Source organism: Pseudomonas sp. NC02, from assembly GCF_002874965.1.
In the GTDB taxonomy this organism is placed as follows: domain Bacteria; phylum Pseudomonadota; class Gammaproteobacteria; order Pseudomonadales; family Pseudomonadaceae; genus Aquipseudomonas.
The window spans coordinates 5,447,753-5,471,516 of sequence record NZ_CP025624.1; the positions used below are offsets into that span (position 1 = coordinate 5,447,753).

A 23,764-nucleotide genomic window follows, 5' to 3' on the forward strand; every position below is an offset into this window, starting at 1 on the left:
GCCGCGACGGCTGATGCCGGTCGCGGCGCGGGGGTGTTGCAGCGTCAGGCGAAAATCTTAGTTGATTTCGCCGTGGCAGTGTTTGAACTTCTTGCCCGAACCGCACCAGCACAGTTCGTTGCGGCCCAGCTTCTGTTCGTTGCGCACCGGGGCCTGGGCCAGGGCCACATCGACCTCTTCGCCCAATACTTCCGGAGCCTCAAGACCAGGCGCTTCGTCGTGCTGGAACTGCATGCGCGCAGCCAGTGCCTCGGCTTCCTGACGCAGGCGGGCTTCTTCCTCGATCGGGTCTTCGCGACGCACCTGAACGTGGGACAGCACACGAATCGAATCGCGCTTGATCGAATCCAGCAGTTCGGAGAACAGCGTAAACGACTCGCGCTTGTACTCCTGCTTCGGGTTCTTCTGGGCGTAGCCACGCAAGTGGATGCCGTGACGCAGGTGGTCCATGGTCGACAGGTGGTCTTTCCACAGGTCGTCCAGCACGCGCAGTACGATTTGCTTCTCGAAGGTGCGCAGTGCTTCGGCACTCGCCTGCTCTTCTTTCTCGTTGTACGCGGCCAGCAGCTCGGTCATGAGCTTCTCGCGCAGGGTTTCTTCGTACAGGTGGTCGTCTTCGTCGAGCCATTGCTGGACCGGCAAATCGACACCGAAGTCGCTCTTCAACGCAGCTTCCAGGCCGGCAACATCCCACTGCTCAGGCAGGGACTGTGGCGGGATATGGGCGCTGACGGTGGCGTTGAGCACGTCCTGGCGGAAATCGGCAATGGTCTCGCCGATGTTGGTGGCGGCCAACAAACTGTTACGCATGTGATAAATCACTTTACGCTGTTCGTTGTTGACGTCATCGAACTCGAGCAGTTGCTTACGAATGTCGAAGTTACGGCCTTCTACCTTGCGCTGGGCCTTCTCGATGGCGTTGGTCACCATGCGGTGTTCAATCGCCTCACCGGACTGCATGCCCAGGGCTTTCATGAAGTTCTTCACCCGATCCGAGGCGAAGATGCGCATCAGGCTGTCTTCCAGGGACAGGTAGAAACGGCTGGAACCGGCGTCACCCTGACGACCGGCACGACCACGCAACTGGTTGTCGATACGGCGCGATTCGTGACGCTCGGACGCGATCACCTGCAAGCCGCCGGACTCCAGCACTTGCTGGTGGCGCTTCTGCCAGTCGGCCTTGATCTGCGCGATCTGCTCAGGGGTCGGGTTGTCCAGGGACGCAACTTCCACTTCCCAGTTACCGCCCAACAGGATGTCGGTACCACGACCGGCCATGTTGGTGGCGATGGTCAGTGCGCCCGGGCGACCGGCCTGGGCAATGATCTCGGCTTCTTTTTCGTGGAACTTGGCGTTGAGGACCTTGTGCTCGATGCCTTCCTTGGCCAGCAAGCTGGACATGTGCTCGGAAGTTTCGATGGTGGCAGTACCCACCAGCACTGGACGGCCCTGGGCCATGCATTCCTTGATGTCGGCGACGATTGCAGCGTATTTCTCGTCGGCGGTCAGGAACACCAGGTCGTTGAAGTCTTTACGCGCCAGCGGCTTGTTCGGCGGGATAACCATCACCGACAGACCGTAGATCTGGTGGAATTCGAACGCTTCGGTGTCGGCTGTACCGGTCATGCCGGACAGTTTGTTGTACAGACGGAAGTAGTTCTGGAAGGTGGTCGAGGCCAGGGTCTGGCTTTCAGCCTGGATGTTCAGGGCTTCCTTGGCTTCGATCGCCTGGTGCAGACCTTCCGACAAACGGCGACCCGGCATGGTACGACCGGTGTGTTCGTCGACCAGTACGACCTGGCCGTCCTGCACGATGTATTCAACGTTGCGATGGAACAGCTTGTGAGCACGCAGGCCCGCATATACGTGGGTCAACAGGCCCAGGTTGTGCGCCGAGTACAGGCTCTCGCCTTCGGCCAGCAGGCCGATCTGGGTCAGCATGTCTTCGACGAACTGGTGACCGGCTTCGTTGAGTTCGACCTGGCGGGTCTTCTCGTCGATGGTGAAGTGACCTTCTTTGGTCACCACGCCTTCCACTTCCTCGATGTGTTGCTCAAGGCGCGGGATCAGCTTGTTGATTTCGGTGTACAGGCGCGAGCTGTCCTCGGCCTGGCCGGAAATGATCAGCGGGGTACGGGCTTCGTCGATCAGGATGGAGTCGACTTCGTCGATCACGGCAAAGTTGAGTTCGCGCTGGAATTTTTCTTCCATGCTGAACGCCATGTTGTCGCGCAGGTAGTCGAAACCGAATTCGTTGTTGGTACCGTAGGTGATGTCGGCAGCGTAGGCGGCGCGCTTCTCTTCCGGCGGCTGGAACGGCGTGACAACGCCGACGGTCAGGCCGAGGAATTCGTACAGCGGACGCATCCAGTTGGCATCCCGGCGGGCGAGGTAGTCGTTCACCGTCACAACGTGCACGCCCTTGCCGGACAATGCGTTGAGGTAAACGCCCAGGGTAGCTACCAGGGTCTTGCCTTCACCGGTACGCATTTCGGCAATCATGCCTTCATGCAAGGTCATGCCGCCGATCAACTGGACGTCGAAGTGGCGCATGCCCATGACACGCTTACCGGCTTCACGGGCGACCGCAAAGGCTTCGGGAAGCAGCTTGTCGAGGGTTTCACCTTTGGCTATGCGGGCCTTGAACTCTTCGGTCTTGGCGCGCAATTGCTCGTCCGAAAGGGCAACCATCTGCTCTTCGAAGGCATTGACCAGCTGCACCGTCTTGAGCATGCGTTTGACTTCGCGCTCATTCTTGCTTCCAAAAAGTTTCTTTAACAAAGGCGCAAACATATCGGCAGGTTCTTCCACACATAGGGATGGAGGGCGCCCCGTGAGTCGCCCGAGCAGCCCTCACGGCCGCATGCGAACGAGCATTCTACCCGGAAACGTGGGTGAGGAAAGTGGCGTTATTCCACGATGCTGGCACGGCGCTCTTGGAGGGCTTGTTTAAAATAAGGGCTTTTTGCTGAACTTCAACCCATTCGGGTAATAAGTTACTCGTTGATTTAATGGATAAACTGCCGGTAATGCAATGGCGGCGGTGTCGCAGACGCTTTCTGCTACCATGGCCTCTCTGTTACTTAAGGTGTCTAGTCATGGCATTTCGCCCTCTTACGGCCCGAGCTCCCGCCGTGTTGCTTCGCGAAGCCAAGCCTTTAAAAGCCATCTTCGGCCATGCGCAACGCCTTGGTCATCTGCAACGCCTGGTAGAAAGCCAACTGCAGCCCGCCGCCCGCGAACACTGCCATGTGGCCTCGTGGCGCGAGGGCAATCTGCTGCTGATCGTCACCGACGGCCATTGGGCGACGCGCCTGCGCTACCAGCAGAAACGTTTGCAGCGCCAATTGATGGCCTTCGACGAATTCGCCAGCCTGACGCGCATCCAGTTCAAGGTGCAACCGCCGACCGTGCCGCAAGGTGCGGTGGGGCACACGATGGATTTGTCGGAAATCGCCGCCGAAACCATTCAGGCCACGGCAGACGGGATTACCGATCCGAACTTACGCGCTGCGCTGGAGCGGCTGGCCGCTCACGCCAAACCCAAAACCTGAGACCCGGCGCAGAACCAAGTGTGGGAGCGGGCTTGCTCGCGAAGGTGGCGTGTCAGTCACTGGATATATTGACTGATCCACCGCTTTCGCGAGCAAGCCCGCTCCCACATTTGATCCCATCGTTATTTACGTTTGCTGCCGCCTAACAAAGACCCCAGTAACCCGCGCACCAACTGCCGGCCCATCTGATTGGCCGCCTGTTGCATCGCCGATTTCAGTGCCTTGCCTGCCGTAGTACCGAGGAACGCACCGGCCTTGTCGGTAAAGCTTGGCTCTTCAGCGGCGGGCGTCGAATCCTCTTGCGGGCCCAAGTCCTTGCGCGCCATCAGCACTTCGTACGCCGACTCACGGTCAATCGGCTTGTCATAACGCCCCTGCAATGGCGAACTGGCAATCAGTGCTGCCCGCTCAGCTTCGCTCAGTGGCCCGATCCGCGATTGCGGCGGTGCTACCAGTACGCGTTGGACTACTTCAGGCGTCCCCTTTTCCTGCAAGGTTCCCACCAATGCCTCACCTGTACCCAACTCGGTCAGCACCGCCAGCGCATCAAATGCCGGATTGGGCCGGAAACCATCGGCCACCGCCCGCAGGGACTTCTGCTCCTTGGTGGTGAACGCCCGCAGCCCGTGCTGGATGCGCAAGCCGAGTTGCGCCAGCACGGTGTCCGGCAAGTCCCCGGGAGACTGGGTGACGAAATACACACCGACGCCTTTCGAGCGAATCAGCCGCACCACTTGCTCCAGGCGATCCTGCAGGGCCTTGGGGGTGTCGGCAAACAACAGATGCGCCTCATCGAAAAACAGCGCCAGCAGCGGCTTGTCGGCATCGCCACGTTCCGGCAGTTGCTCGAACAGTTCGGCCAACAGCCAAAGCAGGAAGGTCGCGTAGACCTTCGGCGCCTCATGCACCAACCGGCTGGCGTCCAATAGATGAATACGCCCGCGGCCGTCACTGGCCGGTTGCAGGATGTCTTCGAGTTGCAGCGCCGGCTCGCCGAACAACGCTTCGGCACCCTGCTGCTCCAGCACCGCCAGGCGCCGCAACAGCGCCTGGCTGGAACCGGTGGTCATCAGGGCCGCGTCTTCCCCGAGCAACTCCGGGTGATAGCGCAAATGGTTCAGCAGCGCCTTGAGATCCTTGAGGTCCAGCAGTAACAGGCCTTCACGATCGGCCACCTTGAAGGCTGCGTAGAGGGCCGATTGCTGGCTGTCGGTGAGCTCCAACAGGCTGCCGAGCAACAGCGGGCCCATTTCACTCATGGTGGTGCGCAACGGATGACCGGACTGGCCGTGGATATCCCACAACGTCACCGGATACGCCTTGGGCGTGTAATTAAGGAAAGGCATGCCGGCTATGCGCTCGGCGACCTTGCCCTGAGGGTTGGCCGCAGCGCCCAGGCCACACAGGTCACCCTTGATATCGGCGGCAAATACCGCGACCCCGGCGTCGCTGAAAGCTTCCGCCAGGCGCTGCAAGGTCACGGTCTTGCCGGTGCCGGTGGCGCCTGCAATCAGGCCGTGGCGGTTGGCCAGGCGCATCGACTGGGCAATCGGCTGGCCCTGAAGATCTGCACCAATAATGAGTTGCGAGGAGTCAGGCATTTTGTCACCCATGGTTAATCTTTGGCGCTGAATGGTCGATACAGATAAAGCGAGAGACCCAAAAAGTCTTGGAAAAACAGGCCGGATAATTCCTGCAGGAGCAGATGGAAATATCACACTTTTTTTGACGCAGCCATTCCGCGCGTCCCAGAAGGACGTGCATCGGATATTAAGACCATAGCGGACCCCACAAGCCATGAATAAAAATCTGCGTTTCAGCCATAAAATCCTGCTTGCCGCCGCTCTTGTCGTCATTGCCGCCTTTGCGTTGTTTACCCTCTACAACGACTACTTGCAGCGTAATGCGATTCGCGACGACCTGAACAACTACCTGCATGAAATGGGCGATGTCACTGCCAGCAACATCCAGACCTGGCTTACCGGGCGCATAGTGCTGATAGAAAGCGCCGCACAGAACATCGCCATCAACCCGGATTCAACCAGCGTCGCCAGCCTTCTGGAACAGAAGGCCCTGACGTCCTCGTTCATGGCCACATACCTTGGCGACAGCAAGGGCGGCTTCGTCATCCGCCCCGATACCAAGATGCCCGACGGCTTCGACCCACGGGTACGCCCCTGGTACAAGGGCGCGCAGGGCAGCAACGGCTCAACCCTGACCGAACCCTACATTGACGCGGCCACCGGCCAGTTGATCATCTCCATCGCAACCCCCAGCAGCAAGGCCGGCCAGAGTGTCGGCGTGGTGGGCGGCGACCTGAGCCTGCAAACCCTGGTAGACAACATCGGTGCCCTGAACTTCGGCGGCATGGGTTATGCCTTCCTGGTCAGTGCCGACGGCAAAGTGCTGGTACACCCGGACAAGAGCCTGGTGATGAAAACCCTGGCCGACGTGTATCCGAACAACACCCCCCGAATCAGCAGCGACTTCAGTGAAGTCGAGGTAAACGGCAAGACACGTATCGTCACCTTTACCCCGATCAAGGGCCTGCCCTCAGTGAACTGGTACCTCGGCCTGTCGGTGGATAAAGATAAATCCTTCGCCATGCTCAGCGAATTCCGCACCTCGGCGATCATCGCCACGATCATCGCCGTGGTCATCATCATCGCCCTGCTGGGCATGCTGATTCGCATCCTCCTGCAGCCACTGCACGTCATGACCCGCGCCATGGAAGACATCGCCGACGGTGAAGGCGACCTGACCCGCCGCCTGACCATCCAGAACCACGACGAATTCGGCGTGCTTGGCAGCGCTTTCAATCGTTTCGTGGAGCGGATTCACACCTCGATTCGCGAAGTTTCCTCGGCCACCGAGCAGGTCAATGAAGTGGCCCTGCGGGTGGTCAGCGCCTCCAATTCCTCGATGGTCAATTCCGACGAGCAGGCCAACCGGACCAACAGCGTCGCGGCCGCGATCAACGAGCTGGGGGCCGCCGCCCAGGAAATCGCCCGCAACGCCGCACAGGCCTCCAACCAGGCCAGCGATGCCCGGCACTTGGCCGAAGACGGTCAGCAAGTGGTGGAACGCAATATCAAGGCGATGAACCAGTTGTCGCAGATGATCAGCGCCTCCAGCACCAATATCGAAGCGCTAAACAGCAAGACAGTGAACATCGGGCAGATTCTGGAAGTGATCACCAGCATTTCCCAGCAAACCAACCTGCTGGCCCTCAACGCGGCGATTGAAGCCGCACGGGCCGGGGAAGCCGGGCGCGGCTTTGCGGTGGTGGCCGATGAAGTGCGCAACCTGGCGCACCGCACCCAGGAGTCGGCGCAGCAGGTGCAGAAGATGATCGAGGAGCTGCAAGTCGGCGCCCGGGATTCGGTCAGCACCATGAGCGAAAGCCAGCGGCACAGCCAGGACAGTGTGGAAATCGCCAACCTGGCGGGCGAGCGCCTGAACAGCGTGACCCAGCGTATCGGCGAAATTGACGGGATGAACCAGTCGGTAGCCACCGCTACCGAGGAACAGACCTCGGTGGTGGAGTCAATCAACATGGACATCACCGAGATCAACACCCTCAATCAGGAAGGTGTGGAAAACCTGCAATCAACCTTGCGGGCCTGTTCCGACCTGGAACAGCAAGCGGCGCGCTTGAAACAACTGGTGGGTAGTTTCCGGATTTGATCCCGCCGGGTCAGCGGCTGCCTTGCACAGCCGCTGACGCCTTTTCTACAGGCAATTCGGATGTGTCCTGCAATTGTTCCCACAACTCGGCGGCGCCTGGAAACTCGGTGCCGTCCTCACTGCTCAGGTCATCCGGGTCATATCGACTCAAACAACCCTCTCCCAGCGTCGCGGGGGCTTTGGAAGTCGCCTTGTCCAGTGGATCGCTCATGCTCCAGTCCTCACCCGCGCTCAAAAAAAGGGCCTGTAGCGATTTAACGCCCAGGCCCTTCATTCTTCAATCAAAACACTTCAATCAGAACACGACAGTCTTGTTGCCGTGCACCAGTACCCGGTCTTCCAGGTGATAGCGCAGGCCGCGAGCCAGCACCATCTTCTCGACGTCACGGCCAAAACGGACCATGTCTTCGATGCTGTCGCTATGGCTGACACGCACCACGTCCTGCTCGATGATGGGACCGGCGTCCAACTCTTCGGTGACGTAGTGGCACGTTGCACCGATCAGCTTCACGCCACGCAGGGATGCCTGGTGATACGGCTTGGCACCCACAAACGATGGCAGGAAACTGTGGTGAATATTGATCACCTTGCCAGCGTATTCACTGCACAACTCCGGCGGCAGAATCTGCATGTAGCGCGCCAGTACCACGACGTCCGCATCGTGCTGCTTGACCAGGCGCGAGACCTCGGCAAAGGCCGGCTCCTTGTCCTGCGGGTTGACCGGGACGTGGTAGTACGGAATGCCATGCCACTCGACCATGCTGCGCAGGTCGTCGTGATTGGAGATCACGCAGGAGATCTCGCAGTCCAGTTCATCGCTGTGCCAGCGGTGCAGCAGGTCTGCCAGGCAGTGGGACTCACGACTGGCCATCAGGACCACGCGTTTTTTCTGTTCCGTGTCGGTGATGCGCCAGGTCATCGAGAACTCTTCAGCGATCGGCGCAAATGCCTCGCGAAATGCCTCTAGACCAAAGGGCAGCGTATCGGCACGAATTTCGTGACGCATGAAAAACCAGCCGCTGAGATTGTCCGAGTGATGGCTCGCTTCGGTGATCCAACCGTTGTGGGAAGCCAGAAAGTTACTGACCTTGGCAACGATGCCAACCCGGTCCGGGCAAGCAATCACCAGCCGAAAAGTGCGCATTAGGGGGAAACTCCAGAACTTCGCAAAGGCCGCCATTCTAGCGATTGCGCAGAAAAACTGCAGTATTCCTCAACGCTTATTCTGATCGGCTGCGTCAACCCTGCCCCTTAATAGCGTAAGGTTTTTCCCCACTATGTGTGCAAACGCGTGGACTCCGGCAGTAAGCCAAGACTTAACCAGAGTATCTTTAGGCCATCCCCCTTACTAATTAACTCAATTCCACGCTTTTGCCACAAACAACCAAAGTAAATTACATAAATGCGGTCTTAAATGTTTACTTGGGCAAACTGTCTGACTATTATTGAGCCACTATCCCCTTTCACCCAGCGCCCTGCATAAGGTAGTCCCCATGTCCCTGATCAACGAATATCGCGCCACCGAAGAAGCTATCAAAGAGCTGCAAGCCCGTTTGAAGAACCTGTCCCAAGACGACAAACTGCAAACCGAGCTGGAATTCGAAGGCAAATTGCGCACCCTGATGGGCGAATACTCCAAATCCCTGCGTGACATCATCGCGCTGCTGGATCCGGATTCGAAAGTTAAGGCTCCACGTGGCGCCGTAAAAGCTACCGGCACCAAGCGTGCACGCAAGGTTAAACAATACAAAAACCCGCACAACGGCGAAGTGATTGAAACCAAAGGTGGCAACCACAAGACTCTGAAAGAGTGGAAAGCCAAGTGGGGCGGCGACGTGGTTGAAGGCTGGGCTACCCTGCTGGGCTAAGCCTCGCCAGGACGCTGCGTGATACGCAACGCAATAAAAAACGCCAGCTTGCTGGCGTTTTTTATTGTCCGTATTTTACCGGGAAGCTGATTACAGACTCATTCGAGTCGCTAAGGCATCAACATACTCCTGCCATTCATCAAGCACCTGGCGCTGAAACGGTGTGGCACTAACAGCCAACTCAAGACACGCCTGCTTAAAACCCTCAAGGGTGTTTGGCGCGCCCCATTGAGGGTCTGACAAACGTTGCTGACAGAAAACTCTCCAGCGTTGTTGCTCTTCACTATTCAAGGTGTCTGGAAAGTTGCGTGCACGATAGCGAAATAATAATTCAGGCAAACGTTCATCATCGAAAGGCCATTGCTGGCGCGCTAGTTGCGCCGGCTCGGCGACTCTCACTTGCTCACATAAACGTCGATCACGATCCCCGATAAAACCATCGTATAGCTGCTGCTCGGGATCGGCGCTTGGCGCAAAATCTTCCTCGGCGTAAATCGCCGCCAGTTTATCGCGCCATAGTTCCTGTGCGTCGCTTAGCCGCAGGGCCCGCGCATCACACTCATCCATATCCAGCTGCAAACGCTCGCGGTCTTGCGGCCGAAGCACGCTCAACGGTGCGACCACCGGGCAACGATTGATGTGCAGCAACTTGAGCGGTACCGGCAACTCACCTTCGGCCAGTTCGTCGCGGCGAGTATATAAGCGCCGGCGCAAGGTATCGGCGTCCTCGTCCAACAGCCCTTGCGGATCGAGACCCAGGTCGCAGACGATCAATGCATTGCGATTGCGCGGGTGCCACGCCAGCGGCAGCACCACCCCCAGGTAATGACGCTCGGCAGAAAAACGACCGGAAATATGCACCATCGGCTGCAACAACCGCACCTGGTCCATGACCCGTTGTTTGCTACGCAGTTGAAACAGCCAGTCATAGAGCTTGGGTTGCTTCTCGCGGATCAACCGGGCCAGGGCGATGGTGGCGCGCACATCGGACAAGGCGTCGTGGGCCTGGCCGTGGTCGATGCCGTTGGCGGCCGTCAAGCGCTCAAGCTTGAGGGTGACGCGCCCGTCCTGTTCCGGCCAGACGATCCCGTCAGGGCGCAGGGCGTAGGCAGTGCGCACCACGTCGATCAGGTCCCAGCGGCTGTTGCCGCCCTGCCATTCCCGGGCATAGGGATCGAAGAAATTGCGGTACAAGCTGTAGCGCGTCATCTCATCGTCAAAACGCAAGGTGTTGTAGCCGGCCCCGCAAGTGCCCGGGGTGGCCAGCTCGGCGTGCACCCGGGTCATGAAGTCGGCTTCGGCCAGGCCTTTTTCCGCCAGCACGCCGGGAGTGATGCCAGTGATCGCGCACGCTGCCGGATGCGGCAGGATATCGTCGCTGGGGTGGCAGTAGAGATTGACCGGCGGCCCGACCTCGTTAAGCTCGAGGTCGGTGCGAATACCGGCTACCTGCAGCGGGCGGTCGGTACGCGGATTGATGCCGGTGGTTTCATAGTCGTACCAGAAAATGGTGGTCACGGGCTATTCCTGTGCTGAAGACCGGCAAAGTCTAGGCGCTTGCAGGCATCGGGGGCCAGCGCTGTCTTCCCTGTACAAACATTCAGTAAATCGTTGAGTGGTTGCTTCCACCGTCGACACTGCTAGCATCGGTCTTTCCAACCCCGCCGCTGCCGCCCAGGCGCCAGCGCCGCACTGCCAAGGACCGCGATGCCACCTGCGCCACTGGATACCCGCTACCAGATCGAGACCCCGGAGGGTATCGACCTGCCCCTGCGCCCGGCCGGCCTGCTGGTACGCTCACTGGCCTTTGCCTTCGACCTGGGTTTGCGCGGCCTGATTCTCGGCATCCTGTTTATCGCATTGGCCTTTCTCGGCAACCTGGGCATTGGCCTGGGTTCGCTGCTGCTGTTCCTCGTCAGTTGGTGGTACATGGTGCTTTTCGAAGTGCTCAACCAGGGCTGCTCGCCCGGCAAGCAGGTCATGGGCCTGCGGGTGGTACAGGACGACGGCACGCCCATCGGCTGGTCCGCCTCGCTGATCCGTAACCTGCTGCGTTTTGTCGACATGCTGCCCTTCGGCTATTTCCTCGGCGCCATCAGTTGCCTGCAACACCCCAACTTCAAGCGCCTGGGCGACCTGGCGGCCGGGACCCTGGTGATCTACCGCGAACAACCGCTTTCCCGCCCGCAAGTGCCCCAGGCCCCGGCGCTGCGCCTGCCGTTCGCCCTTGAGCTGAACGAACAACGGGCGATTCTCAGCTTCGCCGAACGCCAGGGCGAACTGTCGGCCGAACGGGTCAACGAACTGGCCGCTATCCTGGCCACGCCCCTGCAGGTCTCCCCTGCCCGCGCCGTGGCAGAACTCAACGGTGTGGCCCGCGGATTGTTGGGGCCAGCATGAAACAGAGTCTTTTCGAAAGCCGTCATCAGCCACAATGGCAAGCCTTTGCCGAGCAGTTGACGCAGTTGGAGAAAGGCAAAGCCAAAGGCGCCGACTTCGTCGACTTCCCTCATCAATACCGGCAGTTGTGCCAGCACCTGGCCCTGGCCCAGGAGCGCGGCTACAGCAGCTACCTGGTGGACCCGTTGCAGCAGCTTGCCTTGCGCGGCCATCAACAGTTGTATCGTCATCGCAGCCGGATGGGGGCAAACGTGCTGAGCTTCCTGCTGGCCGATTTCCCCAGGCTGGTTCGCGCGCAATGGCCATTTGTGCTGGCTGCCGGCCTGCTGTTCTTTGGCAGCCTGCTCGGCATTGCCTTGCTGGTGTACCTGTTTCCGGACTTGATCTACAGCATCGTCAGCCCTCGGCAGGTGGCCGAGATGCAGTCCATGTACAACCCCGATGCCAGCCGCCTGGGCCGGGCAGCCGAGCGCGCTTCCAGCGAAGACTGGATGATGTTCGGCTACTACGTGATGCACAACATCGGTATCGCCTTCCAGACCTTTGCCGCCGGGTTGCTGTTCGGCCTGGGCAGCGTATTTTTCCTGTTCTTCAATGGCCTGATCATTGGCGCCGTTGCCGGGCACCTGACGCAAATCGGCTACGGGCAAACGTTCTGGTCATTTGTCATCGGCCATGGCGCCTTCGAGCTCAGCGCAATTGCCCTGGCTGGCGCGGCTGGCCTGCAACTGGGCTGGGCGCTGATTGCACCGGGGCCCCTCACCAGAGGCGAATCCCTGCGCCTGGCCGCGCGCAAAAGTGTGCAAATGATTTGTGGTGTGATGGTGTTCCTGCTGATCGCCGCGTTTATCGAGGCGTACTGGTCGTCCACCAATGCCGTGGCGCCGTGGGTCAAGTACCTGGTCGGCACCGCCCTGTGGTTGCTGATGGCGGCCTACCTGCTGTTTGCCGGACGGAATCGCCATGCGCCTGAGTGATGCCAGCGTCGTGATCCGCCCGCGTACCTCCTGGGAGGCCATGGACCTCGGCATCCTGCTGGCCCGGGAACATCGACTGCTGTTGATGAGCAGTTGGGCCATCGTGACCTTGCCGGTCTTCGCCCTGTTCAGCGTGCTGCTGTGGAATCACCCCACCACGGCGCTGTTGCTGTTCTGGTGGTTGAAACCCGCCTTCGACCGCCTGCCACTGTATATCCTGTCCAAGGCCCTGTTCGGCGAAACACCCAGCCTGAAACAAGCGCTGCGCCAATCGCCGCGGCTGCTCAAGGGCCAACTGCTGGCCAGCCTGACCTGGCGGCGCTTCAGCCTCAGCCGTAGCTTCGAGATGCCGGTGGTCCAGCTCGAAGGGCTGCAAGGCCAGGCGCGCCAACAACGTCTCGGGGTGTTGCAGCAGCGCAACGCAGGCGCCGCGCGCTGGCTGACCCTGATCGGGGTGCACCTGGAAATCGCCCTGTGGTTCGGGTTGATGGCCGTGTTCTATTTCTTCCTGCCGCAAGAGGTCGAACGCGACTGGGATTGGCAGCAACTGGTGCTCACCGCCGGCCACGACTGGCGTTGGCTGGAGCACCTGACCAACATGTTCTACGCCTTGATCCTGGTGTTCTGGGAGCCGATCTATGTCGCCTGTGGCTTCAGCCTTTACCTGAACCGCCGCACGGTGCTGGAAGCCTGGGACCTGGAACTGGTGTTCCGCCGAATGCGCCAGCGCCTGAGCGGTGTGGCGTCGCTGCTGTTGCTGGTGGCCGGGCTGACGCTGATTCCGCCGATCCCATCGGCATGGGCTGATGAACCGGTTCCCCAAACGCCGCTGACTACACAATCGGCCAGTCACTCGATCAAGACGCTGTTGGAGCAGCCACCGTTCAAGAACCCGGAAACGCTCACTCGCTACCGCTTCGGCGAGGATAAAGCAGCCGACAAAAACAAAGCGGCAGGTGATGCCAAGCTGCCAGCCTGGCTGGAATCATTGCTGAAAAACCTCAACAGTGATTCGTTCAAGCACATCGCCAAGGGCCTTGAAGTACTGCTCTGGGGATTGCTGGCAGGTGGCCTGGCACTGGTGATCTGGCGCTACCGCGACTGGCTGCATGCCTTTGTCAGCCGCCGCAGCCCGCGCAAACCCAAGGCTGCCAAACCCGTGCCTTCGCAGCTGTTCGGCCTTGAACTGGGGGCTGACACCTTGCCCGAAGACATCGCAGACGCCGCCGAACAGCTGTGGGCAACACAGCCCCGGGAAGCCCTCGGCCTGCTCTACCGTGGGTTGCTCAGCCGCTTGCTGCACGACTTCAACCTGCCGCTGAAAAGTGCCGACACGGAAGGTGAAGTCCTGGAACGTATCCGCCAACTGCAACAACCGCAGCTGCTGGCATTCAGCGGTGAGCTGACCCGTTACTGGCAAAACCTTGCCTATGGCCATCGCCTGCCGCCTGCCTTGGCGCAACAACAGCTATGCAGCGATTGGCGAACCCTGTTCGGTTCGGGAGCGGCGCAATGAACCGGCCGTTGCTGTGGGTCGGGCTGCTGGTCGCGGGCTTGCTGGCAGCCGGCGGTTTTTATGCCTGGCACAAGGCGATTCCTTATCAGGAAGTGGTCGATCGCGGCCCTTCACCCGAAGCCCTGGCCAACCCCTACCTGGCAGCTGAACACTTTCTGCGCCAGCAGGGCCTGGTGGTGGAACATGCCAACAGCCTCGAACGGCTGGCCAGCCTTTCGCCCAAGGGCAACAGCCTGCTGTTGCTGGGCGAGCGCAGCAACATGAGCCCGCCCCAGGTTGATCAATTGCTGCAGTGGACCCGGGCTGGCGGCCATCTGCTGCTGGTAGCCGAAGCGCTGTGGGATGAGGACACCGGTGAAAGTGGCGACCTGTTGCTGGATCGTGTGCAGATACACCAATCCTTCAGTGAAGAATTCGACGCTCCGGCACCCGCGCGTAAAAAGAAAACGCCGGACCTGACCAAACTCTATGTGGACAACGAAACAGCGCCGGCCTATTTCAGCTTCGACACCGACTTCAACCTCACCGACCCCAGGCACCTGGCACAATTCTCGGCCAACAGCGCCCGGTCGACGCACCTGATGCAGGTCAACCTCGGGCAAGGGCGTGTGACCGTGGTCACCGACAGCGACCTGTGGAAAAACCCGGGCATCGGCCTGCACGATAACGCGTGGCTGCTCTGGTACCTGAGCCAGGGCACCCAGGTCACACTGCTATTCAACACTGATGTCGAGGACCTGTTCAGCCTGTTGTTGCGCTACTTCCCCCAGGCACTGGTGGCACTTGCCGCACTGATCGCCCTGGGCCTCTGGCACGCCAGCCTGCGCCAGGGTCCGATCCGGCAACCGGCGCCCAAGGCACGGCGGCAATTGCAGGAACACTTGAACGCCAGTGCCGACTTCCTGTTGCGCCGCAGCGGGCAAGACAGCTTGCTGCAAGCTTTGCAGCGCGACATCCAGCGCACCGCTCGGCGCCGTCATCCCGGGTTCGAACACCTCGATACAGCCGAACAATTGCGGGTGCTTGAACGCCTGACCCGCCAACCCTCCCTTGTTATCAGCCAGGCCCTTGGCCCACCTGCGACGAAACGGCTCTCCAGCGCCGATTTCAGCCGCCAGGTGGCCTGCCTGCAAACCCTCAGGAATGCCCTATGAGCGAATTTCCCGCCACTGACCCGATTCAGCGCGCCAGCCAACTGGCCCAGGCCTTGCGCGTCGAACTGCGCAAGGCGGTTATCGGTCAGGACCCGGTGATCGATGACGTGCTCACGGCGTTGATCGCGGGCGGCCATGTGTTGCTTGAGGGGGTTCCCGGCCTGGGCAAGACCTTGCTGGTACGCGCGCTGGCACGCTGTTTTGGAGGCGAGTTCGCGCGCATCCAGTTCACCCCGGACCTGATGCCCAGCGACGTGACCGGCCATGCCGTATACGACCTGCATACCGAACAGTTCAAGCTGCGCAAGGGACCGTTGTTCACCAACCTGCTGTTGGCTGACGAGATCAACCGTGCCCCGGCGAAAACCCAGGCAGCGTTGCTGGAAGCCATGCAGGAACGCCAGGTAACCCTTGAAGGCGAGGCGCTGCCCATCGGCCAGCCGTTCATGGTACTGGCCACCCAGAACCCCATCGAGCAGGAAGGTACTTACCCGTTGCCCGAAGCCGAACTGGACCGTTTCATGCTCAAGGTGCGCATGGACTATCCCGAGGCACGGCAGGAACTGGACATGGTGCGCGAAGTCACCCGCTCGTCCCGAGCCGACATGCTCGACGTACAGCCGCTGCGCACGGTGCTGCAAGCCGAAGACGTGCTGCTGTTGCAACAGATTGCCAGCGAGTTGGCGCTGGATGAGCAGGTGCTCGACTACGCCGTGCGCTTGGCCCGCACTACGCGCAGTTGGCCGGGCCTGACCATCGGCGCCGGGCCCCGGGCCTCCATCGCCCTGGTTCGCGGTGCACGGGCGCGGGCCTTGCTGCGCGGGGGCGAGTTCGTGACCCCGGACGACATCAAGGGCTGCGCCCTGGCAGTGTTGCGCCATCGGGTGCGTATTGCCCCGGAGCTGGATATCGACGGGTTGGAAGTCGACCAGGTGCTCCGGCAATTGCTGGACCAGGTCCCGGCGCCACGCCAATGAGACGCCCATGAGACCAACCCGCCTGCTGTTGACCTGGCTCGGTGTACTGCTGGGCCTGAGTATCCTGCTCGGCGCACTGGTGGCGCTACAGGTCAAGGTGCCAGACGCCCTGCACTCAGTGACGTGGGGCCTGCTGCTGGCCCTGTTGCTGCTGGCCCTGCTGGATGCCAGCCGCCTGCGCCGCCGGCCGTCCCCGCGCGTGCGACGGCAGATGCCCGGCAGCCTGGCACTGGGGCGCTGGGGGGAAGTGCGGGTAAGCCTGGAGCACGATTATCCCCAGCCGTTGGCGGTCCAGGTATTCGATCATGTGCCTGACGGCCTGGCGGTGGAGGACCTGCCGCAGTCCATCGAACTGCGGCCCGGCGAGCACAGTGAACTGGGTTATCGGCTAAGGCCCCAAAGGCGCGGGCATTTCAGCTTTACCCGCTGTGAAGTGCATCTGCCCAGCGCCCTGGGGCTATGGTCGGCCCGGCGCCTGATCGACGTCAGCGACGCCACCCGGGTCTACCCGGACTTCGCACGCCTGTATGGCGCGCAGTTGCTGGCGGTGGACAACTGGCTCAACCAGCTGGGCGTACGCCAGCGGCAACGGCGTGGGCTGGGCCTGGAGTTTCACCAGCTGCGTGAGTTTCGCGAAGGTGACAGCCTGCGCCAGATCGACTGGAAAGCCACCGCCCGGCAACGCACGCCCATTGCCAGGGAGTACCAGGACGAGCGCGACCAGCAGATCATGTTCATGCTCGATTGTGGCCGGCGCATGCGCAGCCAGGACGCCGAATTGTCGCACTTCGACCACGCCCTCAACGCTTGCCTGCTGCTCAGCTATGTCGCCCTGCGCCAAGGTGATGCCGTGGGGCTCTGCACGTTTGCCTGCGACCAGCCGCGCTACCTGGCCCCTGTCAAGGGCAGCGGCCAGCTCAACCTGCTGCTGAATGCGGTATATGACCTGGACACTTCCCGGCGTACCGCCGATTACCAGGCAGCCGCCAACCAACTGCTGGCTCGACAGAAACGCCGTTCGTTAGTGATCGTAGTGACCAATTTGCGCGATGAGGATGATGAAGAATTGCTGAGCGCCGTTAAACGCCTCAGTCGCCAGCATCGGGTACTGGTTGCCAGCCTGCGGGAGGAGGTCCTTGACCAGTTGCGCCAGGCCCCCGTGCAAACCCTGCCCGAAGCCCTGGCCTATTGCGGGAATGTCGACTATCTCAACACCCGGGACGAACTCCACGACCGCTTGAACGCCCACGGGCTGTCGGTACTGGACACACTGCCTTCGGACCTGGGTGCCGCCCTGGTGACCCGCTACCTGGGCTGGAAAAAAGCCGGCGCGCTATGAACGCCGGATGCAGCACCTAGGCAGAGGCCTGCAACGGATCAAAGCTGAAGTAATCCAGCAGCGCGCTGATCACCTCCCCATATTCGGCAGGGGCCTGGGATATGCTGAACCCGGAATCGTAATGCTGGGGGTTTATATCCTCATGACACCACAGGCAGGTGGCCGTGAGGTCTACCGCCTGCACCTCACCCTCAGGCCCGGGGATCTTCAAGCGCAGCTCGAACTCCACATCGACCATCATGGGTAACTGGCTGATCAACATCAGGCCCTGCTCGGAAACATTGCCCAGATAGCCGATTGGCTTGTCCGTCAGGCGGTTGAACACTTGAAGGAAGCAAGGTAACTGATGCCGCTCGATCCGTCGGTGAGTAAACATGATGAGGTCGCCATCCAATAGCCATATATGTGGCCGCTCCAGTGATTCGAAACGAGCCTGAAGGCCCGCTCTCCCCGGATATCGGTGCGACAACCGCAAACGGGTTGCCACTTTTACAGCTGCCAAATCCGGGAACGCCATCCGTTTGAATAGAAACTTATACAAACTGACATTCAAAGATTAGCCCAAGACTGGCAACGAGCCAGCTATGGCATGACAAATATCATCACAACGACGCCGGCCGCGGCTGAGCAACGCTCGCGCCGGGGTAATGCCCCAGTTGCTGCAGGGTATCCAAACGGGCACGGGCACGGAATGCGTACTCGCTCGCCGGGTACTGGCTGATGATGAACTGATAGGTTTGCGCCGCATCGACAAACAGCTTCTCGCGCTCCAGGCACTGCCCGCGCAACATCGAGACTTCCGGTTGCACGTAGCGCCGGGAACGGCTTTCACGGTCGACCTGGGACAACTCAAGGGTGACCCGCTGGCAATCGCCCACACCGTAGGCGCGGTACGCATTGTTCAAATGATGGTCCATCGACCAACGGGTGCAGCCGACAACACTGACGGCCAGGGCAGCAATGATCACGATTCGCATGGGGGTTCTCCTGTCTTGTGCAGTGTATCGACCCTTCATCGAAAATCTTCAAGGTTGTTCATCTGTTCATGCAGAGTGAAAACAAGCGAATCATCGATAAGTAGTGCAAACGAACAATGACTACAACCAAAGAGCATAGTAGCCTTCCCCAGCGCTTGAACTCAGGAGTCCGTGCATGTCCGTCCGTCGTACCAAAATCGTCGCCACCCTTGGCCCGGCCAGTAACTCGCCGGAAGTCCTCGAACAGCTGATTCTGGCTGGCCTGGACGTTGCCCGTCTGAACTTCTCCCACGGCACCCCGGACGAGCACAAGGCTCGCGCCAAGCTGGTGCGTGACCTGGCCGCCAAGCATGGCCGCTTCGTGGCGTTGCTGGGTGACCTGCAAGGCCCGAAAATCCGTATCGCCAAATTTGCCAACAAGCGGATCGAGCTGAAGATCGGTGACCAGTTCACCTTCTCCACCAGCCATCCCCTGACCGAAGGCAACCAGCAAGTCGTGGGTATCGACTACCCGGACCTGGTGAAAGACTGCGGCGTGGGCGACGAACTGCTGCTGGACGACGGTCGTGTGGTAATGCGCGTCGACACCGCCACCCCGACCGAACTGAATTGCACCGTGATCATCGGCGGCCCGCTGTCGGACCACAAAGGCATCAACCGTCGCGGCGGTGGCCTGACTGCCCCGGCCCTGACTGAAAAAGACAAGGCCGACATCAAGCTCGCCGCCGAAATGGAAGTGGACTACCTCGCGGTATCCTTCCCGCGCGACGCCGCCGACATGGAATACGCCCGTAAACTGCGCGACGAAGCCGGCGGCACTGCCTGGCTGGTGGCGAAGATCGAACGCGCCGAAGCCGTAGCCGATGACGAAACCCTCGACGGCCTGATCAAGGCTTCCGACGCCGTGATGGTTGCCCGTGGCGACCTGGGTGTGGAAATCGGTGACGCCGAGCTGATCGGTATCCAGAAGAAAATCATCCTGCACGCACGTCGCCACAACAAGGCGGTGATCGTTGCGACCCAGATGATGGAGTCGATGATCCAGAACCCGATGCCAACCCGTGCCGAAGTGTCCGACGTGGCCAACGCCGTGCTCGACTACACCGACGCCGTGATGCTTTCAGCTGAAAGTGCGGCTGGCCCGTACCCGCTGGAAGCCGTGCAGGCCATGGCACGCATCTGCGTCGGCGCTGAAAAGCACCCGACCAGCAAGACCTCCAGCCACCGTATCGGCAAGGTCTTCGAAAGCTGCGACCAGAGCATCGCCCTGGCGGCCATGTACACCGCCAACCACTTCCCGGGGGTGAAAGCGATCATCGCCCTGACCGAAAGTGGCTACACGCCGTTGATCATGTCGCGCATCCGTTCCTCGATCCCGATCTACGCGTTCTCCCCGCACCGCGAAACCCAGGCCCGTGCGGCCATGTTCCGCGGCGTCTACACCGTACCGTTCGACCCGGCATCGCTGCCGCCTGAGCAAGTCAGCCAGGCCGCGATCGACGAGTTGCTCAAGCGCGGCGTCGTGGAGAAAGGCGACTGGGTCATCCTGACCAAGGGTGACAGCTACCACACCATCGGCGGCACCAACGGCATGAAGATCCTGCACGTTGGCGACCCAATGGTCTGAGTGACCGCTCGCTGAAAAACAAAAGCCCCGCCATGTGAATGGCGGGGCTTTTTGCATTGCAAATTGGCTTGTGTGTTGGCTTTACTGGCCTATTCGCGAGCAAGCCCGCTCCCACATTTGATCGCGTACATCCTGAAGAAACACGGTCGAATGTGGGAGCGGGCTTGCTCGCGAAGACGGCCGACCAGTCAACGCTCATTCATCTCCGAGTGATAAACCCCGACAACGCCGCAATCGCCTCCGGCGACTTCAACCTCTGGGTAAACAACGCCCCCTCCTCCTCGATCACCTTGCGCAACTGCTCGCGATCAACGCTTTTCATCAGATGCTTGCTGACTTGCACCGCGCCCGGCGCCAGGGTCTCAAACCGTCCAGCAATTTCCCGTGCCTTGGCCAGGGCCGATTCACCGCTGCCCAATGCCTCGGTGGCAATGCCCCAGGCGGCAGCCTGTTCGCCGGTAAACCCTTCACCCAACAGCAGCAACTCCGCCGCCTTGGCATGCCCCAGCAAGCGCGGGAGGATCAAGCTGGACCCAAACTCCGGACACAGCCCCAGGTTGACGAACGGCATGCGCAACCGTGCATCCCGGCTGACATACACCAGGTCACAATGCAGCAGCAGCGTCGTGCCAATTCCCACCGCCACGCCCGCCACCGCCGCAATCACCGGCTTGCGGCAGTTGAGCAAGCTGCGCATGAAATTGAAGACCGGGCTGTCGAGATCCGCCGGCGGTTGTTCGAGGAAGTCGCCAATATCGTTACCGGCGGTGAAGCACTCGCTGCTGCCCTGGATCAGCACGGCATTCACGCTGGTATCGGCATCCGCCTGCTCCAGCGCCTCGGCCAATTGGCTGTACATGGCGCGGGTCAGGGCATTTTTCTTGTCCGGGCGATTGAGCTGCAAAATCAGCAACCCGCGTTCGCGTTGCTGCAGGATGGCATCGGTCATGACAAATCTCGCGGCTGGGAAATTCAGCGCTCAACCACGGGGCAGGAACACATCGGCCAGCAGTTGATTGCGCGGCAGTCCGGCCAGGAACAGGCGCTTGGAAAAGGCCTCGACACTGGCCGGGTGCCCGCAGAGTAAAGCCAGAGTTTGCCGGGAAACAAGCCGCAGTTGCGCCAACGCCTGCGTCACCTCAGCCGCTGTCCATAGCTCAACGGTCACGTTCGGATGCGCACCAGCCAGCTGGGCCAATGGCCCGGCGAGGTAATGACCGCCCGCGTCATGGGCCAGGTGAATGACCCGGATGGCGCCCTGGTGATCCTGGCGCAAGGCCTCGCGCAACACGCCCCATAGCGGGCCGAGTCCGGTGCCCGAGGCCAGCAGCCAGAGCGGCCGCGATTGCCAGTCGGGGTCGTACTGCAACGCGCCGCCCCGCAATTCGCCCAGGCGCAGGCTGTCACCGGCCTTGAATTGGCGGGCGGCGTCGCTGAATTCGCCGGGCAGGCGGCAATCGATGTGAAATTCGAGAAACGGATCTTCCTGGGGCAGGCTGGCCAATGAATAAGGCCGCGCAACGCTGCCGGCCCACAACACCAGATGCTGCCCCGCCCGGTAGCGCAAGCCGCGTTCGGGTTGCAGCCGCAGGCGCAGTACACTCGGGTTCAACCAATCGACGCTCAGCACCGTCGCCGGCAACCCGTCACGCAGCGGGTCGAAGGCTTCGACCTGCAAGTCACCTGCGACCTGGCACTGGCACGCCAGGCGCCAGCCATCCTGGCGCTGCGCCGGGCTCAGGGCATCCGGCTGGTTGTCCTGGATATCACCCTGGCAACGCACCAGGCAGGCATGGCAGCTGCCGGCGCGGCAACTATAAGGCACGGCCACGCCCGCCTGGTTCAGGGCATCCAGCAGGTTGCTGCCGGCGGCTACCGACCAGTGGCGTTCACCGACGTGAAGTTCAGGCATCAAGGGTCTCGGATCAAAAAGGCGTCTACAGGGAATCACGCCCGGTAGAGTTTGACCATAGTCGGGTGTATCGGCCACCGTGGCGGGTTATACTGCCGCGCCTTTTTAGCGTCGCGCCTGCACCACTTTGGCGTGCCTTGGAAAGGTGGCTTCAGCCGACCGATGCAACACTGACGCCACCTTTATTGAATGTTCCCTTATAGAGGAGCGCGACTCATGACCGTGATCAAGCAAGACGACCTGATTCAGAGCGTTGCCGACGCCCTGCAATTCATTTCCTACTACCATCCCGTTGACTTCATCCAGGCGATGCACGAGGCCTACCTGCGCGAAGAATCGCCAGCGGCCCGTGACTCCATGGCTCAGATCCTGATCAACTCGCGCATGTGTGCCACCGGCCACCGCCCGATCTGCCAGGACACCGGGATTGTCACCGTATTTGTACGTGTAGGCATGGACGTGCGCTGGGATGGCGCCACCATGAGCCTGGACGACATGATCAACCAAGGCGTGCGCCAGGCCTACAACCTGCCGGAAAACGTCCTGCGGGCTTCGATCCTCGCCGACCCGGCCGGTGCGCGTAAAAACACCAAGGACAACACCCCTGCCGTGATCCACTACTCCATCGTCCCGGGTAACACCGTGGAAGTGGACGTGGCCGCCAAGGGCGGTGGTTCCGAGAACAAGTCGAAAATGGCCATGCTCAACCCGTCCGACTCGATCGTCGACTGGGTGCTCAAGACCGTTCCGACCATGGGCGCCGGCTGGTGCCCACCGGGCATGCTTGGCATCGGCATCGGCGGCACCGCCGAGAAAGCCGCGGTAATGGCCAAGGAAGTGTTGATGGAATCCATCGACATCCACGAGCTGAAGAAGCGCGGCCCGTCCAACCGTATCGAAGAGATGCGCCTGGAGCTGTTCGAGAAGGTCAACCAACTGGGCATCGGCGCCCAGGGCCTGGGTGGCCTGACCACCGTGCTCGACGTGAAAATCATGGACTACCCGACCCACGCGGCTTCGCTGCCGGTGTGCATGATCCCCAACTGCGCCGCCACCCGTCACGCGCACTTCGTGCTCGACGGTTCGGGCCCTGCATCGCTCGAAGCGCCACCGCTGGACGCCTACCCGGAAATCGTCTGGGAAGCCGGCCCGTCGGCCCGTCGCGTCAACCTCGACACCCTGACCCCGGAAGACGTGCAGAGCTGGAAGCCGGGCGAAACCGTGTTGCTCAACGGCAAGATGCTCACCGGTCGCGACGCCGCGCACAAGCGCATGGTCGAGATGCTGAACAAGGGCGAAACCCTGCCGGTGGACCTCAAGGGTCGCTTCATCTACTACGTCGGCCCGGTTGATCCGGTGCGCGAAGAAGTGGTGGGGCCTGCCGGTCCGACCACCGCCACGCGGATGGACAAGTTCACCCGCCAGATCCTCGAGCAAACCGGCCTGTTGGGCATGATCGGCAAATCCGAGCGCGGCCCGACCGCTATCGAAGCGATCAAGGACCACAAGGCGGTTTACCTGATGGCAGTGGGCGGCGCGGCTTACCTGGTGGCCCAGGCCATCAAGAAATCCCGCGTCGTGGCGTTCGCCGAGCTGGGCATGGAAGCGATCTACGAGTTCGACGTGAAAGACATGCCGGTCACCGTTGCCGTTGATAGCAAGGGCGAGTCGGTACACATCACCGGTCCTGCCATCTGGCAGAAAAAGATCAGTGAAAGCCTGGCGGTTGAAGTGCAGTAAGCATTTCCCCTGCAAGGATAAAAGGCGACCACTACG

At 60.8% G+C, this 23,764-nt stretch carries 20 protein-coding genes and 1 pseudogene; 12 read left to right on the plus strand and 9 right to left on the minus strand.

Annotation, left to right across the window (positions count from 1 at the left end; genetic code table 11):
• Positions 1 to 57: 57 nt before the first annotated feature.
• On the minus strand, positions 58 to 2,793 hold the full coding sequence (secA, locus tag C0058_RS25585; protein ID WP_003209775.1) for a preprotein translocase subunit SecA: 2,736 nt from the start codon (positions 2,791 to 2,793) through the stop codon (positions 58 to 60).
• 305 nt (positions 2,794 to 3,098) lie between these two features.
• Between secA and C0058_RS25590 the strand changes: the two genes are divergently transcribed.
• Positions 3,099 to 3,554, plus strand: coding sequence for a DUF721 domain-containing protein (locus tag C0058_RS25590; protein ID WP_008432358.1), 456 nt, complete (start codon positions 3,099 to 3,101; stop codon positions 3,552 to 3,554).
• Between the two features lie 122 nt (positions 3,555 to 3,676).
• Here C0058_RS25590 and C0058_RS25600 read toward each other — a convergent pair whose 3' ends face one another.
• Positions 3,677 to 5,155 carry a helicase HerA-like domain-containing protein gene (locus tag C0058_RS25600; RefSeq protein WP_008432355.1) on the minus strand — a complete coding sequence of 493 codons (1,479 nt, stop codon included), beginning with the start codon at positions 5,153 to 5,155 and terminating at the stop codon, positions 3,677 to 3,679.
• A gap of 196 nt (positions 5,156 to 5,351) precedes the next feature.
• Here C0058_RS25600 and C0058_RS33315 point away from each other — a divergent pair.
• Both C0058_RS33315 and C0058_RS33320 read left to right on the plus strand, forming a co-directional pair.
• A pseudogene (locus C0058_RS33315) lies at positions 5,352 to 6,383 on the plus strand (cache domain-containing protein); the annotation flags it as partial.
• Positions 6,384 to 6,476: 93 nt separating this feature from the next.
• Entirely contained in the window at positions 6,477 to 7,241 is a 765-nt protein-coding gene (locus C0058_RS33320) for a methyl-accepting chemotaxis protein (RefSeq protein ID WP_371132408.1), read from the plus strand.
• Between the two features lie 10 nt (positions 7,242 to 7,251).
• Here C0058_RS33320 and C0058_RS25610 read toward each other — a convergent pair whose 3' ends face one another.
• Positions 7,252 to 7,452 (minus strand): hypothetical protein, encoded by a 201-nt coding sequence (locus C0058_RS25610; protein WP_102370299.1) that lies wholly within the window; start codon positions 7,450 to 7,452, stop codon positions 7,252 to 7,254.
• Between the two features lie 84 nt (positions 7,453 to 7,536).
• The gene (gene purU / locus C0058_RS25615; protein WP_003209762.1) at positions 7,537 to 8,385 is read right to left on the minus strand and encodes a formyltetrahydrofolate deformylase; all 849 of its coding nucleotides are present in this window, start codon (positions 8,383 to 8,385) and stop codon (positions 7,537 to 7,539) included.
• 349 nt (positions 8,386 to 8,734) lie between these two features.
• Here purU and mvaT point away from each other — a divergent pair, with 349 nt between their 5' ends.
• Positions 8,735 to 9,109: a histone-like nucleoid-structuring protein MvaT gene (gene mvaT / locus C0058_RS25620; RefSeq protein WP_003209760.1), complete on the plus strand. Its 375-nt coding sequence runs from the start codon at positions 8,735 to 8,737 to the stop codon at positions 9,107 to 9,109.
• Between the two features lie 90 nt (positions 9,110 to 9,199).
• Here the strand turns inward: mvaT and sbcB are convergent, their stop codons facing one another.
• Complete coding sequence (sbcB, locus tag C0058_RS25625) at positions 9,200 to 10,627, minus strand: exodeoxyribonuclease I (RefSeq protein WP_003214166.1); 1,428 nt, start codon at positions 10,625 to 10,627, stop codon at positions 9,200 to 9,202.
• A gap of 189 nt (positions 10,628 to 10,816) precedes the next feature.
• Between sbcB and C0058_RS25630 the strand changes: the two genes are divergently transcribed.
• Genes C0058_RS25630 through C0058_RS25655 form a run of 6 tightly spaced genes read left to right on the plus strand, consistent with a single transcriptional unit; the run spans position 10,817 to position 17,472 of the window.
• On the plus strand, positions 10,817 to 11,509 hold the full coding sequence (locus tag C0058_RS25630; protein ID WP_003214165.1) for an RDD family protein: 693 nt from the start codon (positions 10,817 to 10,819) through the stop codon (positions 11,507 to 11,509).
• Positions 11,506 to 12,486 carry a stage II sporulation protein M gene (locus C0058_RS25635; RefSeq protein WP_087694641.1) on the plus strand — a complete coding sequence of 327 codons (981 nt, stop codon included), beginning with the start codon at positions 11,506 to 11,508 and terminating at the stop codon, positions 12,484 to 12,486. Before C0058_RS25630 ends, C0058_RS25635 begins: the two co-directional genes overlap by 4 nt.
• Positions 12,473 to 14,002 carry a DUF4129 domain-containing protein gene (locus C0058_RS25640; protein ID WP_102369790.1) on the plus strand — a complete coding sequence of 510 codons (1,530 nt, stop codon included), beginning with the start codon at positions 12,473 to 12,475 and terminating at the stop codon, positions 14,000 to 14,002. The genes C0058_RS25635 and C0058_RS25640 overlap by 14 nt, the downstream gene beginning before the upstream one ends.
• Positions 13,999 to 15,156, plus strand: a complete 1,158-nt coding sequence (locus C0058_RS25645) for a DUF4350 domain-containing protein (protein ID WP_102369791.1) — start codon at positions 13,999 to 14,001, stop codon at positions 15,154 to 15,156. The genes C0058_RS25640 and C0058_RS25645 overlap by 4 nt, the downstream gene beginning before the upstream one ends.
• Positions 15,153 to 16,133 carry a MoxR family ATPase gene (locus tag C0058_RS25650; protein WP_102369792.1) on the plus strand — a complete coding sequence of 327 codons (981 nt, stop codon included), beginning with the start codon at positions 15,153 to 15,155 and terminating at the stop codon, positions 16,131 to 16,133. Before C0058_RS25645 ends, C0058_RS25650 begins: the two co-directional genes overlap by 4 nt.
• A 7-nt stretch (positions 16,134 to 16,140) precedes the next feature.
• Positions 16,141 to 17,472 carry a DUF58 domain-containing protein gene (locus C0058_RS25655; RefSeq protein ID WP_102369793.1) on the plus strand — a complete coding sequence of 444 codons (1,332 nt, stop codon included), beginning with the start codon at positions 16,141 to 16,143 and terminating at the stop codon, positions 17,470 to 17,472.
• Positions 17,473 to 17,488: 16 nt separating this feature from the next.
• Here C0058_RS25655 and C0058_RS25660 read toward each other — a convergent pair whose 3' ends face one another.
• Positions 17,489 to 17,848, minus strand: coding sequence for a PilZ domain-containing protein (locus C0058_RS25660; RefSeq protein WP_008432342.1), 360 nt, complete (start codon positions 17,846 to 17,848; stop codon positions 17,489 to 17,491).
• A 226-nt stretch (positions 17,849 to 18,074) separates the two neighbouring features.
• Entirely contained in the window at positions 18,075 to 18,449 is a 375-nt protein-coding gene (locus tag C0058_RS25665; RefSeq protein WP_003214151.1) for a tol-pal system YbgF family protein, read from the minus strand.
• Between the two features lie 175 nt (positions 18,450 to 18,624).
• Here C0058_RS25665 and pyk point away from each other — a divergent pair, with 175 nt between their 5' ends.
• Entirely contained in the window at positions 18,625 to 20,076 is a 1,452-nt protein-coding gene (gene pyk, locus C0058_RS25670; RefSeq protein ID WP_003214149.1) for a pyruvate kinase, read from the plus strand.
• A gap of 199 nt (positions 20,077 to 20,275) precedes the next feature.
• Here the strand turns inward: pyk and C0058_RS25680 are convergent, their stop codons facing one another.
• Positions 20,276 to 21,025: an enoyl-CoA hydratase-related protein gene (locus C0058_RS25680; protein ID WP_003214147.1), complete on the minus strand. Its 750-nt coding sequence runs from the start codon at positions 21,023 to 21,025 to the stop codon at positions 20,276 to 20,278.
• Positions 21,026 to 21,055: 30 nt separating this feature from the next.
• Positions 21,056 to 21,988 (minus strand): iron-sulfur-binding ferredoxin reductase, encoded by a 933-nt coding sequence (locus C0058_RS25685; RefSeq protein WP_102369795.1) that lies wholly within the window; start codon positions 21,986 to 21,988, stop codon positions 21,056 to 21,058.
• Between the two features lie 216 nt (positions 21,989 to 22,204).
• Here C0058_RS25685 and C0058_RS25690 point away from each other — a divergent pair, with 216 nt between their 5' ends.
• Positions 22,205 to 23,728 (plus strand): fumarate hydratase, encoded by a 1,524-nt coding sequence (locus C0058_RS25690; protein WP_003214142.1) that lies wholly within the window; start codon positions 22,205 to 22,207, stop codon positions 23,726 to 23,728.
• Positions 23,729 to 23,764 lie beyond the last annotated feature (36 nt).